The sequence below is a fragment of the Acerihabitans arboris genome (assembly GCF_010131535.1).
GTDB classification, from domain to species: domain Bacteria; phylum Pseudomonadota; class Gammaproteobacteria; order Enterobacterales; family Enterobacteriaceae; genus Acerihabitans; species Acerihabitans arboris.
This window is the reverse complement of record NZ_WUBS01000004.1, coordinates 141,065-159,009: the sequence shown is the minus strand read 5'-3', so window position 1 is coordinate 159,009 and position 17,945 is coordinate 141,065. Positions and strand designations below refer to the sequence as shown.

The following is a 17,945-nucleotide window of genomic DNA, read 5'->3' as shown; positions in this document are numbered from 1 at the left end:
CGCCTTAACGCGGTAACGAGGTGAGCGTACCCGACAGCCGGCGGGTATACCGGCGGGCGACGCCGGCAAACACCGCGCCCAACAGCATCACCAGCGTCAGCGCCAGGCGCGGCGAGAGCGGCAGGGCGATAAACGCCAGGCTCACGGCGGCCGCGCCCGCCATCTGGACAAACCCGTTCAGCGCCGCCGCCACGCCGGCCTGGTTGGGGTAAGGCTCCAGCGCGTAGCTGGCGGAAGGCCCCATCAGGAAGGCCAGCCCGGAACAGGCCACCGCCACCGGCAGCATATAGCTCAGCCAGTGGGTTTGCCAGCCCGGGGGCGACCAGGCGACGCTGGTCAGCAGCAGCAGGCCGCCCAGCGCCATCAGCAGGGCGCCGATGGTCAGGCAGGCGGGACGGCCCGCTTTGCGTATCACCCGGTTGGCAATGACGCTGACCAGCATGATCCAGAAGCCGTTGGCGCCAAAGGCCACCGAAAACTGTAGCGGGGTTAGCTGCGCCACGCCCATCAGCACCTGGGAAGAGAGCGACACATAGGTCAGCGCCATGGCCATGGCGCCGGTATTGACCAGGGAATACACCAGGAACCGTCGCTGCCTGAGGATTGCCAGGTAGGCCTTAACCGGCAGGCCCAGGCGGCGCAAGGTCTGGGCGGGGCGGGTTTCCGGCAGCCCCCGGGCTATCAGTATCAGCACCGTTAACGAATAGGCGGACAGGGCCCAGAAGGGCGCCCGCCAGCCGAACCCTTCGGCCAGCAGTCCGCCGGCCAGCGGGGCCAGCGCCGGCACGATATTCAGCGTGCCGTTAAGGAAGCTGAAGGCCCGCGCGGCGTCGTCGCCGTTGAGCCGATCGCGCACGCAGCTGAACAAGGCTACGGTGGTGCAGCATACCGCCAGGCCCTGCAAAATACGCGAGGCGATAAATATCGCGGGCTGTTGGGCCAGCGCCGCCATGACGGCGCCGATGCCGTACAGCGCCACGCCCGCCAACGCCATGGGACGGCGGCCGAAATAATCCACCATGGGCCCGGTCAGCAGCTGGCCGACGCCCATCACCAGGATAAACAGCGGGATAGTGGATTGAATCAGGGCTTCTGGGCTGCCCAATCCCTTGGCGATAAAGGGGATCACCGGCAGGTACAAATCGATGCCCAGCGGACCTAACAATACTAATGACAACAACAGCAACAGTAATTTTTGCATCAATAACCAAACATAGGGAAAGTCGTTAAGAATAGTGCCGGGACGCGGCCAGGGAAAGATGAAAATGGTCATGCCGGCTAATATATGATAATTTTTGTTATATTATTTCTGATGTTGTTACCCACAAATGAATACTGAATATAAAAGTTTTTCCAAATTACTGCACCTCACTTCCCGTGCGCTGCGCATGGCCATTGACCGGCGGTTGAAATACCTGGGGCTAAGCCAGGCCAGCTGGGTCGCGGTAGCGGCGATAGCCGGCGCGCAGTCGCCGTTGTCGCAAAGTGAACTGGCGCAGATACTCGGCGTCGAGGGCGCCACCATAGTCTCGATGGTCGACCGGCTGGTAAAGCTGGATCTGGTCCAGCGCATCCCCACCGCCCAGGACCGGCGCAAAAAATTGCTGGTGGTTACCGTGGCGGGCAAGGCGCTGTACGAAAAAGTCCGCATGGAAGCCGATGCCATCGGCAAGGAGATCCTGGAGAACGTGGCCGAACAGGATATGCAGGTCGCCATGCAGGTGCTGACCAAAATCTACGCCGCCACGGAATCCCTGGCCTGACGTATTTTACCATCCGGCGCCTTTATAACCCGACGACTGTTACCACCTGACGTCTTGATAGCCCGGCGTCCTTGATAAAGAATGCGCGCCGTTCGGCGCGGGCCGCGCCACCTTACGCCATATCCGTCGCCTTCAGACCTGCTCCTCGGCGATTTTGATGCCGATTTTGCTCACCTGCTGATCTTCTTTTTCGGCGATGGTCCAGACTAATCCTTCGGAAACGACATTATCGCCCACCACCGGCTCGCCGCCGCCCAGCAGTTGCATCACAAAGGCGCCCAGCGTCAGCTCATGCTCCGCTTTTTCATGCAGGTCCAGGCCATAGATGGCCGCGACGTCTTCCAGCCGGGCATCCGCCTCGAGAATGAAATCGCCAAAAAAGCGCTGATCCAACGCCACCGGCGGCGACTGGCTGAACAGCCTGCCCAGCGCGGGCAAATCCCGTTCCCGCCCGATAACGCAGAGCACATCGCCCTCTTTCAGCCGGGTATTGCCGGTGGGATGCAGCATAACATTATCGCGAAACAGGGCGGCGATGCGGGTATGTTTGGGCATTTTCATGTCGCGCAGCGCGGCCCCGACGCACCAGTTATCCTGATTGAGCTGATAGATAAACTGCTCCCAGGGGTTCTCCGGGTGGATATCCATGCCCACGCGGCTGATCGGCGATGCGGTCGGCGGCACCACCACGCGCGCCAGCCTGGCGGCGTAACCCAAAGAGGAACCCTGCAGCAGCAGCGAGATCAGCACGATAAAAAACGCGACGTTAAAATATAATCGGGCATGATCCAGCCCGGCCATCATGGGGAAGACCGCCAGGATGATGGGCACCGCGCCGCGCAGGCCCACCCAGGAGAGGAATACCCGTTCACGGGCGGTAAAGTTGCGAAAGGGCATTAACCCCACCCAAATGGACAGCGGCCGGGCAACCAGCATCAGCCAGAGCGACAGGATCAGCGCCGGTACCGCAATTACCCACAGATCGCTGGGCGTTACCAATAATCCCAGCACCAGGAACATGCAAATCTGGCTCAGCCAGGCCATGCCGTCGAAGGTTTGCAGAATGCCGTGTCGGTTACGGATCGGCCGGTTGCCTAGTAAAAACCCGCACAGATACACCGCCAGGATGCCGCTGCCTTCCAGGGCGGTGGTCAGGGCAAAAATCATGATGCCGCCGCTTACCGCCAGCAACGGGTAGAGGCCGGGGGCCAGAGAAATACGATTAATGGTTTGCTGGAGCAGCCAGCCGCCGCCCAGGCCGAACAGCACGCCCAGGCCGAATTGTTGCACCAGATGCACCACAAACATCCAACTTAAGTGGGTTTCGTGGCTTTGAATCATCGCAATGAGCGTAATGGTCAGAAACACCGCCATCGGATCGTTGCTGCCGGACTCGATTTCCAGCGTCGCGTTAACGCGCTCGTTAAGCCCTTTGTCGCCCAGCAGCGAGAATACCGCGGCGGCGTCGGTTGAGCCGACGATGGCGCCGAGCAGCAAACCTTCAATCAGGTTGAGATGAAACAGCCAGGCCGCCATCATGCCGGTCATCCCGGCGGTAATAAGCACGCCCACCGTCGCCAGCGACAGCGCGGGCCATAGCGCCACGCGAAACGACGCGGCGCGGGTGCGCATGCCTCCGTCGAGCAAAATCACCGCCAGCGCCAGGTTACTGATGAGATAGGCGACCGGATAATTGTCGAAACCGATACCGCCGATGCCGTCCACGCCGGCCAACATGCCTATCACCAGGAAAATGACCAGGATAGGAATACCCAAACGGGAAGAAAAGGAACTCAGCAGGATGCTGCCGCCCACTAAAATGGAACCAATAATAAATAAACTGATGATGGTGCTGCTGTCCAACCTAACTCTCCTTTTATCGTTATTACCGCACCCGTTCGTCCTGAACGGAAATAGTGGGCTTATGTATCCCGGTAACGGCTGCCGGGAGATGGTATGAACCGCTGTTAATGTAGAAAGGGGCTTTAAAACTACCCCCTTTCACACCAACAACAAAGCCGTTTTTTACTAAAAGGCTATTTTTGACCATTTCACGCCCGCGCGGCGGGATAACGGGTGAAAATAGATGCCGGGGGTTTTTTGCCCGGGCGGGGCCGGGGTTATCCAGGCGGCGGCGGAAAGCCGGCGCCGGTCGTATGGCGCATGCCTGAAAATTTCTTTCATGTTACTATAAAATACCGCTGATATGAGTTATTGAATTACATTCCAATGAAATTAAATGGGCAGTACTACGATGCGTTGATCATGAAAGAGTGGCATGATTTGATCGCCATAACCAGCGATGCTGCTCATAACATATTGATTTCCCTGCTAGATGAAGATATTGATCTTTTGGTGGATGATTTTTACGACTCTATGTTGGGTGACGATGACGCCCGGCTTTTTTTGTCGAGCCAGCAGGTCAAGGATCGGCTGCATGGCACGCTTGCCCAATGGATCCGGGGGGTATTGAGCAGTTCCACCGCCGATCTGCCGGCGCTGGTCGCCGTCCAGCGCAAAGTCGGCGATGTGCATGCCCGCATCGGCATCCCCATAGATCTGGTGGCGCGCGGCGCCCGCCGGGTTAAAATATCCCTTTATACCCGTCTGCGGCGTGATATCACCGATTTGACCTTATGTTACGACGCCATGCGCTTTTCGTCCCTGGTCATGGACATGGCTATCGAGGTCATGACCACCGCCTATTCACGCTCCCATGAAAACAGCACCAAGGATAAAGAGAACTACCGGTTATTGTCGATCCTGGATAATGTCCACGTCGAACGCGAGCGCCAGCTTGCCGCTGTGCTGAACTGGGAAAATCGTTTTATTTACAATGTTGCCACCGGTTTGCCCCTGGCGGAAATCGCGCCCCTGGCCGAAGCGGAGTTCGGGCTATGGTTCCAGCATAAGGGACGGTATGTGTTTGAATCCGTGGATCAGGTGGCCGCCATCGAAGCGCTGTTAACCGGCGCCGACGCGTTTATCGCCTCCTATAGCGCCGAGAAGGTGGCGGTGGTGGAAGAACGTTATATATTGCTGCGCACCGTGCGTAGCCAGGTGCAGAAAATCGGCACGCTGCTGGCGGGGCTGTTTGATGAACTGGCTAAATTTGAAAATGGCAAAGACCCATTAACCAATCTGCTTAACCGGCGCTTTATCCCCACCATATTACGGCGGGAAATTGCCCTGGCGATGCGCTCCGGTACGCCGTTTGTGATGGCCATGCTGGATATTGATTATTTCAAAAGCATTAACGACCGCTTCGGCCATGATGCCGGCGATGCGGCGTTGAAGGATATAGCCGCCATCCTCCATGAGAGCGTGCGCAGCAGCGATTATGTATTTCGTTACGGCGGCGAGGAATTCATGCTGCTGTTTGTGGAGGCCTCGGAAAGCCAGGCGATTGCCATTATCAACAGCATTCGCGATCGCCTTGAAAACCGTCCGCTCCATCCCTCAGGCGGCGGCAAGGTCAGCCTGACGGTCAGCGTCGGCCTGTGTTTGTTTGACGGTCATCCGGATTATGAACGTTTAATCAAAAAAGCCGATAGCGCATTATATCTGGCCAAACGAAACGGCCGCAATCGCACTGAAACCTACCGTGACGGGCAACCAGCCGCAGCGGGGGATGAGGTGTAAGGTAAACGGCAAGGGCGGGATCATCCTGGATTCTAAAGCCTAAATCAGCCAGAAAATACCCGCAGTCTGGCTGATTTACCTGAAGTTAACACTACCTTTCATTGACCTGTTTGTGGAACAATTCACGAAACACCGGATAGATATCTTCCTGATCGCGGATATGCTGCATGGCAAAATTTTCGTATTTAGCCTGCAGATCCTCATATTCGCGCCACAGGGTTTGATGCGCCCGGCGGGTTATTTCGATATAGCTGTAGTAACGCACCATCGGCAACAGTTTGGTGGCCAACAGTTCGTGACACAACGGCGAGTCGTCCGCCCAGTTATCGCCGTCGGAGGCCTGCGCGGCGTAAATATTCCATTGCGCCGGATCATAGCGTTCCTTAACCACCTCTTCCATCAGCTTTAACGCGCTGGACACGATGGTGCCGCCGGTTTCCTGGGAGTAGAAAAACTCATGCTCATCCACTTCCTTGGCCTGGGTGTGATGGCGGATATAGACCACATCGACGTTTTTATAGGTCCGGCTGAGGAACAGATACAGCAGAATATAAAAACGTTTCGCCATATCCTTGGTGGCCTGGTCCATCGATCCCGACACGTCCATCAGGCAGAACATGACCGCCTGGCTTGACGGTTCGGCCCGTCGCTCGAAATTTTTATAGCGCAAATCAAAGGTATCGATAAACGGCACCCGGGCAATTTTCTGCCGCAGCTCCGCTATTTCCTTGTGGATCCTCTCTTCTTCCAGCAGTTGGACCGGTTCGCTGTTGGCAAGCAGCGCCAGCTCTTCCTCCAGCTCGCGGATAGTGCGGCGCTTGCCGGCGGTCATGGCGGTGCGCCTGACCAGGGAGTTTTGCAACGACCGCACCACGCTGATGTTGGCCGGCACGCCGGTAGAGGTGTAGCCGGAGCGGTGCGTTTTAAACTCGTTAAGCTGTTTGTGCTGGTTTTTTTGCAGATTCGGCAGCGCCAAATCCTCAAACAGCAGATCAAGATATTCGTCTTTCGATATCTGGAAGACAAATTCATCCTCGCCTTCACCGTCCTGGCTGGCATTGCCCTGACCGCTGCCGCCGCCGCCCGCCGGCGGACGCTCGATGCGGTCGTTCTGGATAAAGTGATCGTTGCCGGGATGCACACGATGACGCATGCCCCCGCGTCCCTGATGAAAAATAGGCTCATTGATATCGGTATTGGGAATCGACACCGACTCCCCGCTTTCTATATCGGTAACCGAACGCTTATTAATGGCCCCGGCAATCGACTGTTTGATTTGCGACTTATAACGGCGCAAAAAGCGCTGGCGGTTTACCATGCTTTTGTTTTTGCCGTTAAGTCGTCGGTCAATAAAGTAGGCCATATATTTCCTCCGGGCGACAATGTCCGCGCGCTTCACTTATGACGATGCTGTTCGACGATAAGTCGCGACGGTCTGTCACGGCGCGGCGGTATGGCCGCGCCGTGACGACAATGTCGGCTACTACAGTCAAGACGATTTCCTAACCCGCAGATACCATTCACATAACAGGCGCACCTGCTTGCGGGTATAACCCTTCTCCATCATGCGATCCACGAAGTCGTCGTGTTTTTTCTGCTCGTCAGTGGATGTTTTCGCATTAAATGAAATTACAGGCAACAACTCTTCGGTGTTGGAGAACATTTTTTTCTCAATAACGGTGCGCAGTTTTTCATAACTGGTCCAGTTAGGGTTGCGTCCGTTATTGTTGGCGCGGGCGCGCAGCACGAAGTTAACGATTTCGTTACGGAAATCTTTCGGGTTGCTGATACCGGCCGGCTTTTCAATTTTTTCCAATTCCGCATTCAATGCTTCACGATCAAATAACTGGCCGGTGTCCGGATCGCGGTATTCCTGATCCTGGATCCAGAAATCGGCATAAGAAACGTAACGGTCAAATATATTTTGACCGTATTCTGAATACGATTCGAGATAAGCGGTTTGAATCTCCTTACCGATAAACTCGGCATATTTGGGAATCAAATAACCCTTGAGATGTTCGAGATATTTTTCCGCAATATCCTGCGGGAACTGCTCGCGTTCAATTTGCTGTTCCAGGATATAGAATAAGTGCACCGGATTGGCGGCCACTTCGCCGTGATCAAAGTTAAATACCCGCGAGAGGATTTTAAAGGCGAAACGGGTGGATAATCCGTTCATACCTTCGTCAACGCCCGCGTAATCACGATATTCCTGGTAGGATTTGGCTTTCGGATCGGTATCTTTCAGGCTCTCGCCGTCATAAATACGCATTTTCGAATAGATACTGGAGTTTTCCGGCTCTTTCAGGCGCGAAAGAATCGAGAAACGGGCCAGTGTTTCCAACGTGCCGGGCGCGCAAGGGGATTCCGACAGCTCGCTATTGACCAGCAGCTTGTCGTATATTTTTATTTCCTGCGAAACCCGCAGGCAATAAGGCACCTTGACGATATAGACACGGTCAAGGAACGCCTCGTTGTTTTTATTATTACGGAACTGAACCCATTCAGATTCGTTGGAGTGCGCGAGGATGATGCCGTTGAACGGCAGCGCGGCAATCCCTTCTGTTCCGTTATAATTCCCTTCCTGGGTGGCGGTCAGCAGGGGGTGCAGCACTTTAATCGGCGCCTTGAACATTTCGACGAATTCCATGATGCCCTGGTTGGCGCGGCACAGGGCGCCGGAATAACCGTAGGCGTCAGGGTCGTTCTGGGCGTGATCCTCGAGCTTGCGGATATCCACCTTACCCACCAGGGCGGAGATATCCTGATTGTTCTCATCCCCCGGCTCGGTCTTGGCGATGGCTATCTGCTCAAGGATGGACGGCCATACCTTGACAACCTTGAAGCGGGTGATATCGCCGCCAAACTCATGCAGCCGCTTGGCCGCCCAGGGCGACATGATGGTGCCGAGATAGCGGCGGGGCACGCTGTATTCTTTCTCGAGGATATTGGCGTCTTCCTGCGGGTTGAACAGGCATAACGGATGATCGTTCACCGGGCTGCGCTCGCCGTTGGCGCTCAGGATATAGATAGGCACCCGCTGCATCAGCGCCTTCAGGCGCTCCGCCAGCGATGATTTACCACCGCCGACCGGCCCAAGCAGGTAGAGGATTTGCTTTTTCTCTTCCAGCCCCTGGGCCGCATGCCGGAGGTACGACACAATCTGTTCGATGGCTTCTTCCATGCCGTAGAACTCTTCAAAGGCCGGGTAGCGTGCAATAACGCGGTTGGAGAACAGCCTGGAAAGCGGCGGCTCCTGCGCGGTGTCCACCATGATTGGCTCGCCGATAGCCATCAACAGCCTTTCCGCCGCGTTGGCAAACGCGCTGCGATCCTGGCGACAGATAGTGAGGAATTCCTGCAGTGTGAACTCTTCGTCCTTGGCAGCTTCGTAGCGCTGACGATACTGGTCAAATATGTTCATAGCGATGCCCGTCCTTCGTTATTAGCACAGGTTAAAAAGGAGCTAGGATAAGTATTTAGTGGCTCCTGAAAAAATCGATCTCTCCTAAGTACAGCAACCACTATGCCAACTTTGTTTGCACTTTATTGCTATCGGTCTCAGGAAAAACCTTTCTCTATAATAAAGTTTAGTTGGCATCTGGCAAATGTCATTTATGGTTAACTCATTTTTTAAGTTATATCAATGACTCAGTTAACGTTTTTTTACTAAAGCCCGATGTGGCGCGGCCTGTGGGCCTGTCAACCGATTCTGGCATAGTGTATATAAAATTAGGATATAATTTAGACGGTAATTGTTCTTTTCTGTAAATAATCGGCAAACGCCGCCGGTTTCCTTTACACTTCACGTTTATATTGCGATACCTTGATCTTTTTAACACTACGGGAAGCATACATTGTGAAAACTCACGCATTAACATTACTGAGTCTCGCGATAGCCACGGGCCTCTGTGCCCCGGCGGCGATGGCCGGTACATGGTCTCTTGGCGCGTCGGCATTGCATACCACCAGCCCTTATAAAGGCGCTGACGACCGGACGGTGCCATTCCCCATCATCAACTATGACGGGGACAGCGTCTACCTGCAAGGCCTGAGTGCCGGTTATTATCTGTGGAAAGATGCGCAAAACCAGCTGTCGCTGACGGCCGAATATTCACCCTTCGGTTTTAAACCGAGCAGTAATGATTATGGCTACATGAAGCAGCTGGACAAGCGGCGCGGCACCGCCATGGCGGGGCTGCGCTATAAGTATATGGCGGATTGGGGCATAGTTCGCGCAACCTATTTGGGCGATATCCTCGATAACAGTAATGGTTTTACCGCCGATCTTGCTTATCTCTACCCCTTTACCTTTGACCGGTTGACCCTGTTGCCTGGTATCGGCGCCAATTGGGCCAGCGATAATCAAAACGATTACTATTATGGCGTCAGCGGACACGAATCCCGGCGCAGCGGATTAGCGGAGTACCAGGCGGACGACGGATGGTCGCCGTACGTGGAGCTGACCGCGGTCTACGCCCTGAATGAAAACTGGAACGCCTCGCTGATGGCGCGCTATACCCGACTTAACGACGAAGTGAAAGATAGTCCGATGGTGGACGCCAGTTCGACGACGCTTATCGGGGTAGGCATGACCTACCGCTTCTAAATAGTGCGCGCCATGCTTTATATTGGTGCATTTTCGCGCGGGCGCACCAATAAAGTGCGCCCGCGCTGATTTATAGAACAGGAGGAACTATGGCCAGTAAGCAGGTGATTTTCCCCGATGGGCAAGCTCTGCCCGCGATAGGCCAGGGCACCTGGTATATGGGCGAGCGGTCCAGCGATACCGCGGCGGAAACGCGGGCGTTGCAATATGGGCTCGATTTGGGGCTCAGCCTGATTGATACCGCGGAGATGTATGCCGACGGCGGCGCGGAGAGCGTGGTCGGCCGGGCGATACGCGGCCGGCGCGACGAGGTGTTTCTGGTGTCCAAGGTTTATCCGCAAAATGCCGGCGGACAAAAGACGCTTACCGCCTGTGAGAACAGCCTGCGCCGTCTGCAGACCGATTATCTCGATCTGTATTTGCTGCACTGGCGCGGCGGCATACCCTTGTCCGATACCATTACCGCGATGGAGAAGCTGCGCCAGGCGGGGAAAATCAAGCGTTGGGGCGTGTCGAACCTGGACGTGGCGGATATGGGGGAGCTGTGGTCGCTGCCGGGCGGCGACGCCTGCATGACCGATCAGGTGCTTTATCACCTGGCTTCGCGCGGTATCGAATACGATTTGCTGCCCTGGTGTCAGGAGCGGCGGGTGCCGGTGATGGCGTATTGTCCGCTGGCGCAGGCCGGTAAGTTGCGTAACGGCCTGATGGATAACCCGGCGGTGCAGCATATCGCCGGGGAGTTGGGTGTTACCGCCGCCCAGGTATTGCTGGCGTGGGCGATCCGCCGTCCCGGGGTTATCGCTATTCCCAAGGCCGGCAGCGAAGCCCACGTGAAGGAGAACGCCCAGGCGCTGGACATTGAGCTCGGCCAGGCGCAGCTTGACGCGCTGGATCACGCGTTCCCGGCGCCCCAGCGCAAAACCCATCTTGATATTGTCTGATTGCCGCTAGCGCCCGGATGGCCCGCCCCTCCTTTCACACGCCTTATGCGGGCGCGGTGTCAGCGGGCCGATCTTGCCGTGGAGAGTATTAGGCTTTACGTACTTTCAGCACGGCGGACAGCCGTGCGGGAGCGGTCGGGGTGGCCACCAGCGGTTCATTGACCCGCGCGGTTTCCACGCAAACGTAGGTTTTATAACCCTCATCCGATACGTCGCTCATTTTACGGGCTAATTCCGCACCGGGATTCCAGGCCACCACGTCGCTGTGGTTATGATGGTGAATTTCGATAACGCGCTTGTTGCCGCGGTCATGAATCAGGCTAACGTCCTGCGGGCGGGTATAGACCCGGTCCACTTCGCCGCTGAAGGACACATCGCCCTGCTGCTCCGCCTCGACGCCGCCGTTTACCTTGTCGATATAATGGGTGCCCAGGCCGCCCACGCTGACGTTGGCGATATCCTTGATATTGAAGTAGCTGTGCAGGGCGGTGGTGTTCTGGAAATCGCCTTTGGCTTCCAGTTCGATGCCGCAGGTCGCACCCAGGGTAAATTTAGCGGTCAGGGTAAAAGGTTTCGGCCAGTATTGTTCGGTCACGGCGCGGTCATGCAGGCTGAGGGCCAGGGTTACCTGCTGGCCGTCTTCCTGATGAAGGTCGAGATGCCAGGGCAGGATACGCGCGAAACCATGATTGGGGCTGGCGACCTTGCCGAACCAGGGCCAGCAGATGGGTACGCCGCCGCGAATCGCCACGCCGTCCTTGAACTCGCTGATATCGCTTAACCACAATACCGGTTCTTCACCCGCGGGCTGCCAGGCCAGCAGATGCGCGCCCTGCAGGGTCACCGCCGCCTTCACCTGCGGATGATCGATAACGATAACCGGCAGTTCATCCAGCTGACGCAAGCTTATGGAGGATGAGAGCTGCTCTTTGACGGGTAGGGCGAAAAGAGTGTTGTACATACGTGGGCCTTCCTAAGTTAAGAATTGGAGTCAAATAAAAAGGGCGACATCGCTGTCGCCCCATAAGCCATTCTTTATCGACAGTGTTTACTTGGCGATATGGGAAATCAGATCCAGTACTTTATTGGAATAGCCAGTTTCGTTATCGTACCAGGCTACCAATTTTACAAAATTCTTGTTCAGCGCGATGCCGGCCTTGGCATCAAATACTGAAGTCAGTTTTTCGCCGTTGAAATCGGTGGAAACCACGTCTTCGTCGGTGTAGCCCATGACGCCTTTCAGCTCGCCTTCGGACGCCGCTTTCATCGCCGCGCAGATTTCTTCATACGTTGCGCTTTTTTCAATGCGCGCGGTTAAATCGACCACGGAAACGTTAGGGGTCGGGACACGGAAGGACATGCCGGTCAGTTTACCGTTCAGCTCAGGGATGACTTTGCCCACGGCCTTGGCGGCGCCGGTTGAGGACGGAATGATATTCTGGGACGCGCCGCGGCCGCCGCGCCAGTCTTTGTGGGACGGGCCGTCAACGGTTTTCTGGGTAGCGGTGGTCGCATGGACGGTGGTCATCAGCGCTTCAACGATACCGAATTTGTCATTAAGGACTTTGGCCAGCGGCGCCAGGCAGTTGGTGGTACAAGACGCGTTGGAAACGATATCCTGGCCGTCGTAGGATTTATGGTTCACGCCCATGACGAACATCGGGGTGTTGTCCTTGGAAGGACCGGTCAGAACCACTTTTTTCGCGCCGGCGGTGATATGCTTGCGGGCGGTTTCGTCGGTCAGGAAGATACCGGTCGCTTCAGCAACGACGTCAACACCAACGTCACCCCATTTCAGGTTAGCCGGATCCCTCTCTGCGGTAACACGGATGGTTTTGCCGTTTACAACCAGATGGCCGTCTTTCACCGCCACGGTGCCGTCGAAACGACCGTGAGTTGAATCGTACTTCAGCATGTAAGCCATGTAGTCAGCGTCTAGCAGGTCGTTGATAGCGACGATTTCAACATCGTCACGTTCCTGGGCGGCACGGAAAACAATACGGCCGATACGGCCAAAACCGTTGATACCTACTTTGATAGTCATATATTCCACCAGCTAATTATTAGTGAATAAAAGGTTACTTGTAAACTTACAAAAACCTCGCGCAGCGTCAAGCGGAATCGTGTCAATTATTGCTACAAATCAAACCTAATCACACAATCTGAACGTAAATTGTCCGTTCCGCCACCCGCACAGCTACGAATAATATGGGGGCGAAGGCCCGCCATTTAAACTGCACCTGGCAGCTAAATGTGATATGCGTCACACTTACCGCTCACTTCGTTTCTCGTCCCCTAGTTTAAGCTAAAAATCGCCCCGGCGTTGTTAATTATTTGTTATAATAACCCGGTTTCAATCCACTTTAATTTATCAATCGCCTGAGAAACGCACGTATGGCTAAAAATGATCCCGACCGTATCGCTCCCGACAGCCTGACCGAAATGCAGCGCCACGTCACGCAGGAGCGGGGCACCGAGCCGCCCTATAGCGGTAAGTTGCTGGAAAATAAGCGTACCGGGCAGTATCATTGCCTGTGCTGTAACGCTCCGTTATTTTTTTCTGAAACTAAATATGACTCCGGCTGCGGCTGGCCGAGTTTTTACCAACCGGTTAATGATACCGCCATCCGTTATCTGGATGACAACTCGCACGGTATGCATCGCGTGGAGATCCGTTGCGGCAATTGCGATGCCCATTTGGGGCACGTATTTCCGGACGGCCCCCAGCCGGGCGGCGCCCGTTTTTGCGTTAACTCCGCCTCGCTGCGTTTCAGGGATAAGGAAAACGGCGACGAGATCGCCGGTTGAACCTGATGGTATGTTCGGGCCGCGGGACGCAGGGGTAATTACACGCTTTAAACGATTCAGCTAATTATTCTTAATATGAGGAATAGATCGTGGATGTTGATGCGCTTATGGCTAACCTGACGCCTGAAATCTATCAGCGTTTAAAGACGGCGGTTGAGCTGGGTAAATGGCCGGACGGCGTTCCCCTGACCGGGGAGCAGAAGGATAACTGCCTGCAGATGGTGATGCTGTGGCAAGCGCGCCACAATCACCGGCCGGAGCATATGAGCATCGGCACCGACGGGCAAATCGTGATGAAGAGCAAGCGCGAGCTGCTTGATGAGCTGACCGGCCGGCCGGTGGTGCGCCTCAAGCCCGATTGACGGCATATCTTTCAGGCCCCGCGCCGTGCTCGCTTACGGCGCTGGCGTGCGCTCCTCGTCCGTCCCTATGCGCAAAGGCTCCACACGTCCCGACGCGCGGCCGCCTGAGGATAGCCACGCATCCTCATTCGCCCAGGCGACAGCCGCCGGCAGATTACCCCGTCGCATCAGACTCCCCGCATCACCTCGTCCAGGGTTACCAGCCTGGCGCCGTGGCGGCGCATTTCCTCCAGCGCCTGCCGGCTGTCGCCGGCGGCAAGATTAACGCCGCGGCATCCTTCGGCCAGCACGTCGGTGCGATAGCCGAGCGATAGCGCGTCGAGCACGGTAAATTTGACGCAATAATCGGTCGCCAATCCCATTACCGTCAGATGCGTGATGCCCAGCGCGCGCAGCCAGTCGTCCAGCTCGGTTTGCCCGCGGTGGCCGTTATCAAAAAACGCGCTGTAGCTGTCGATGTCGGGCTGGCGGCCTTTGAGGATTTTTTTATCGATCCACTGATAATGCAGCCGGGGATGTAGCTGAGCGCCGGGCGTATCCTGTACGCAATGCACCGGCCACCATACCTGGGGAAGTCCGTCGAGCAGGCCGGCGCCGCCCACCTCATTGCCGGCGTTGACCGCAAAACTACCGTGATGGCGCGGGTGCCAGTCGAGTGAGGCCACCACCGGAATACCCGTGCGGCGGCAAAAGGCCATTGCCTGGTTGGCGACGGATATCACCGCGTCTCCGTCGGCCACCGCCAGCGCCCCGCCCGGACAAAAATCATTTTGTAAATCGATCAACAGTAATGCGCTGTTCATGGATCCCTCCCGTTTACTCTTTGACGGTTAACTCGCCACGCAGGTTCTGCTGCATCAGACGGCAGATATCGCCGGCCGCCAGCGGCTGGCTTAATAAAAAATGCAGTTTGGTCAGGGTCGCCTCCACGGTCATGTCGAATCCGCTGATGACGCCGGCCCGCGCCAGGGCGTTGCCGGTGGCGTAACCGCCCATATCGACCCGGCCGGAAAAACATTGGGTCAGGTTGACCACGATACTGCCGCGATCCACGGCCCGGCGCAATTCATCAAGCAACGCCGGATGCTGCGGGGCGTTGCCTATGCCGTAGGAGCGCAGGATCAGCGCTTTGACCGGCTGGCGCAGAAAGTTGCCCACCACGTCGGCGGAAATACCGGGATAGAGCGTGACCACGCCCACCGGCTGCGGCGTTATCGGGTGCACGATAAGCCCGGCACCGTCCCCGGGCGGCAGCGGCGGGGCAATGCGGCGGATATGGATGCCCGCTTCCAGCAGCGGCGGCAGGTTTGGCGAGGCAAAGGCGTCGAAACCGTCGGCGTGGGCTTTGGTGGAGCGGTTGCCGCGAAACATTGTATTGTTGAAAAACAGGCTGACTTCATTGACCGGGTAGTTGGCCGCCAGGTAAAGCGCGTTGAGTAAATTGGTCTGGCCGTCGGAACGCAACTCCTCCAGCGGGATCTGCGAACCGGTGACGATCACCGGCTTATTAAGGTTTTCCAGCATAAAAGAGAGCGCGGAGGCGGTGAACGCCATGGTGTCGGTGCCGTGCAGAATGACAAAACCATCATAGAGATGATAATTTTCGGCCACATCCTGGGCGATATGCTGCCAGTCGTCGGGCGTCATATCCGAAGAGTCAATCAGGGGCGCGTATTCATGCACGGTAAAGTCGGGCATTTCCGGGCGATAGAATTCGGGCATCAGGGCCAGCTGGCGCTGCAGGTGTCCCGAGACCGGGATATAGCCGTTTTCAGAGCGTTGCATACCGATGGTGCCGCCGGTATACGCGACATAAATGGATTTTTTTGGCATGAAAGGGCAGATATTGACGGGATAATAACGCTAATTATACGTGCTGGAAGTAATAACACCAGCCCCACCCGGGGCTGGTCGCGGTAATGATAACCGCGCTATTGGACATCGCCGCAGGTCAGGCAATAGGCATAACGGTTCTGCGGGTCGTTCAGCGTCGGGAACGCCCCCGCCTGCATGGAAAACAGCGCGGAGACCTGCGCGGACGGCACCGGCAGGAACGCCTGGATCATTGCGGGCAGATGGGCGTAAACCGATGCGCTGGCCTGCGACAGAAGCAGCTCAATCAGGCTTGGCTCATCAAAGTACCAGTTAAGGTGATGCTGCTGAAGCTTAGCCAGCTCGGCCGCTTTCGCCACCGCGTCGTCAAAATCGCCCAACTGGTCGACTAATCCGTTGGTCTTGGCGTCGCTGCCAATCCAGACATGGCCCTGGGCAATCTTGTCGACCTCTTCCGGGGATTTATTCCGGGCCTTACCCACAAGCGTAATGAAGTTCTGGTAGCCGTTTTCGATATTGAGCTGCATCATCTGCGAAAATTCCGGTGGCAGGGCCTTGGTAATCGACAGGTCGGCCAACGGGGAGGTGGCGACCCCGTCGGTATGCACGCCTATGCTGCCCAGGGAATCCTCAAAGGTGTTGATCACGCCGAAAATACCAATCGAGCCGGTCAGGGTACTGGGGCTGGCGATGATGTAATTGGCCGGGGTGGAAATCCAGTAGCCGCCGGAAGCGGCCATGCCGCCCATGGAGACGACCACCGGTTTGCCCGCGGCGCGTGCCGCCTCAAGTTCGGATCGAATCATCTCGGAGGCGCTGACGCTGCCGCCGGGGCTGTTGACCCTGAACACGATGGCCTTCACTTCCGGATCCAGCCGGGCGTCGCGGATTTGCCCGGCGGTGGTGTCGCCACCGACCGACCCAGGGGTTTCCGGACCATCGACGATCGCGCCGCTGGCGAAGATTACCGCAATCTGGCCGCCTTTCTGCGGCGGCTGCGGCGTTTGGTAATCATAGATACTGACGGAGTTAAACGCTTTTTTCTCTTTATTCCAGCCAAACGCCTTGGTCATCTCCGCTTCGATGGCCACGCGCGAGGCGACGGTATCGACCCACTTATTCGCTAGCGCAAACTGCGCGGTATCGCCGCCGGCGGACCGCAGGCCGGCCAGCATCGCCTGGGCGCCAGGGAACAGCTGCTGCGGCGTTATCTGGCGGTTGGCGGCCACGGTATCCAGGTAGTGCTGCCATAACTGGCCGAGCCAGCGTCCATCGGCATCACGGGCGGCGGGGGACATGTCATCGCGCAGGAACGGCTCGACCGCGGATTTGTAGGTGCCGACCCGGAAGATATGGGTATTGACCTTTAATTTATCCAGCAACGATTTGTAGTACAGGTTATTGGTGGCCAGGCCATGGAGGTCGACCGCGCCCTGGGGCGTGAGGTAGATTTTATTGGCGAAGCTGGCCAGAAAATATTGCGCCTGGTCATAACTGTCGCCAGCGGCGTAGATGGGCTTGCCGCTGTCGCGGAACTCGCGCAGCGCCTTGCCGATATATTGCAGCGATGTCTGGTCGGCGCCGGCAAAATCCTTTAGCGACAGCACCAGGCCGGTAATATTCTTATCCGTTTTGGCCTGGCGCAGCATATCCACCACGTCAAACAACGAGTTTTCCTGTAAACGATTACTGGACGCGCCCAGCAGCTCTCGGCCGATTTGACGGAATTTATTATTGACCGACGGCTTATCCTGCACCACCCCGGTAAGATCCACCAGCAGCGCGCCTTTGCCAGGCTCCGGCGCCGACAGGTGCATTTGCAGGTAAATGCCTACGCAGATGACAATAATGAAAATAAGGAAAAGGTTAAGGATAAATTCGCGGATGAAATTCAACAAACGCCAGCACCACCTGAACGGGCCGGAAATTATTCGCCACAATGTGCGCATGTGTTCTCCATAAAAACTACGTGTGCAGGAATCAT

15 protein-coding genes are annotated in these 17,945 nt (G+C 56.4%); 6 read left to right on the top strand and 9 right to left on the bottom strand.

The annotated features are described in order from the left end of the window. Window positions 1-4 precede the first annotated feature (4 nt). The gene (locus GRH90_RS06865; RefSeq protein ID WP_162365385.1) at window positions 5-1,201 is read right to left on the bottom strand and encodes a multidrug effflux MFS transporter; all 1,197 of its coding nucleotides are present in this window, start codon (window positions 1,199-1,201) and stop codon (window positions 5-7) included. A gap of 127 nt (window positions 1,202-1,328) precedes the next feature. On the opposite strand from GRH90_RS06865, the gene GRH90_RS06860 reads away from it, so the two are divergent. After that, window positions 1,329-1,763 (top strand): MarR family winged helix-turn-helix transcriptional regulator, encoded by a 435-nt coding sequence (locus tag GRH90_RS06860; protein WP_162365204.1) that lies wholly within the window; start codon window positions 1,329-1,331, stop codon window positions 1,761-1,763. Between the two features lie 132 nt (window positions 1,764-1,895). On the opposite strand, the gene GRH90_RS06855 is transcribed toward GRH90_RS06860, so the two are convergent. Further along, window positions 1,896-3,626, bottom strand: a complete 1,731-nt coding sequence (locus tag GRH90_RS06855; protein ID WP_162365203.1) for a potassium/proton antiporter — start codon at window positions 3,624-3,626, stop codon at window positions 1,896-1,898. A 366-nt stretch (window positions 3,627-3,992) separates the two neighbouring features. Here GRH90_RS06855 and GRH90_RS06850 point away from each other — a divergent pair, with 366 nt between their 5' ends. Next, window positions 3,993-5,405, top strand: coding sequence for a diguanylate cyclase (locus GRH90_RS06850; protein ID WP_162365202.1), 1,413 nt, complete (start codon window positions 3,993-3,995; stop codon window positions 5,403-5,405). 91 nt (window positions 5,406-5,496) lie between these two features. Here the strand turns inward: GRH90_RS06850 and GRH90_RS06845 are convergent, their stop codons facing one another. Together GRH90_RS06845 and GRH90_RS06840 are read right to left on the bottom strand one after the other, a co-directional pair. Next, window positions 5,497-6,768, bottom strand: a complete 1,272-nt coding sequence (locus GRH90_RS06845) for a YeaH/YhbH family protein (protein WP_162365201.1) — start codon at window positions 6,766-6,768, stop codon at window positions 5,497-5,499. Between the two features lie 126 nt (window positions 6,769-6,894). Continuing rightward, window positions 6,895-8,829, bottom strand: coding sequence for a PrkA family serine protein kinase (locus tag GRH90_RS06840; protein WP_162365200.1), 1,935 nt, complete (start codon window positions 8,827-8,829; stop codon window positions 6,895-6,897). A gap of 501 nt (window positions 8,830-9,330) precedes the next feature. Between GRH90_RS06840 and GRH90_RS06835 the strand changes: the two genes are divergently transcribed. Beyond that, the gene (locus GRH90_RS06835) at window positions 9,331-10,014 is read left to right on the top strand and encodes a MipA/OmpV family protein (protein WP_162365199.1); all 684 of its coding nucleotides are present in this window, start codon (window positions 9,331-9,333) and stop codon (window positions 10,012-10,014) included. Between the two features lie 89 nt (window positions 10,015-10,103). Further along, the gene (locus GRH90_RS06830) at window positions 10,104-10,958 is read left to right on the top strand and encodes an aldo/keto reductase (RefSeq protein ID WP_162365198.1); all 855 of its coding nucleotides are present in this window, start codon (window positions 10,104-10,106) and stop codon (window positions 10,956-10,958) included. An 88-nt stretch (window positions 10,959-11,046) separates the two neighbouring features. On the opposite strand, the gene GRH90_RS06825 is transcribed toward GRH90_RS06830, so the two are convergent. Further along, window positions 11,047-11,919 (bottom strand): D-hexose-6-phosphate mutarotase, encoded by an 873-nt coding sequence (locus GRH90_RS06825; protein ID WP_162365197.1) that lies wholly within the window; start codon window positions 11,917-11,919, stop codon window positions 11,047-11,049. Window positions 11,920-12,006: 87 nt separating this feature from the next. Beyond that, on the bottom strand, window positions 12,007-13,002 hold the full coding sequence (gapA, locus tag GRH90_RS06820; protein WP_162365196.1) for a glyceraldehyde-3-phosphate dehydrogenase: 996 nt from the start codon (window positions 13,000-13,002) through the stop codon (window positions 12,007-12,009). A gap of 350 nt (window positions 13,003-13,352) precedes the next feature. Here gapA and msrB point away from each other — a divergent pair, with 350 nt between their 5' ends. Together msrB and GRH90_RS06810 are read left to right on the top strand one after the other, a co-directional pair. Beyond that, complete coding sequence (gene msrB, locus GRH90_RS06815; RefSeq protein ID WP_162365195.1) at window positions 13,353-13,766, top strand: peptide-methionine (R)-S-oxide reductase MsrB; 414 nt, start codon at window positions 13,353-13,355, stop codon at window positions 13,764-13,766. Window positions 13,767-13,855: 89 nt separating this feature from the next. After that, complete coding sequence (locus tag GRH90_RS06810) at window positions 13,856-14,128, top strand: YeaC family protein (protein WP_162365194.1); 273 nt, start codon at window positions 13,856-13,858, stop codon at window positions 14,126-14,128. A 167-nt stretch (window positions 14,129-14,295) separates the two neighbouring features. Here GRH90_RS06810 and pncA read toward each other — a convergent pair whose 3' ends face one another. The 3 genes from pncA to sppA form a co-directional block, all read right to left on the bottom strand. Further along, entirely contained in the window at window positions 14,296-14,931 is a 636-nt protein-coding gene (gene pncA / locus GRH90_RS06805) for a bifunctional nicotinamidase/pyrazinamidase (RefSeq protein WP_162365193.1), read from the bottom strand. Window positions 14,932-14,944: 13 nt separating this feature from the next. Then, window positions 14,945-15,961, bottom strand: coding sequence for an asparaginase (ansA, locus tag GRH90_RS06800; protein ID WP_162365192.1), 1,017 nt, complete (start codon window positions 15,959-15,961; stop codon window positions 14,945-14,947). A 98-nt stretch (window positions 15,962-16,059) separates the two neighbouring features. After that, window positions 16,060-17,910, bottom strand: a complete 1,851-nt coding sequence (sppA, locus tag GRH90_RS06795; RefSeq protein ID WP_162365191.1) for a signal peptide peptidase SppA — start codon at window positions 17,908-17,910, stop codon at window positions 16,060-16,062. Window positions 17,911-17,945 lie beyond the last annotated feature (35 nt).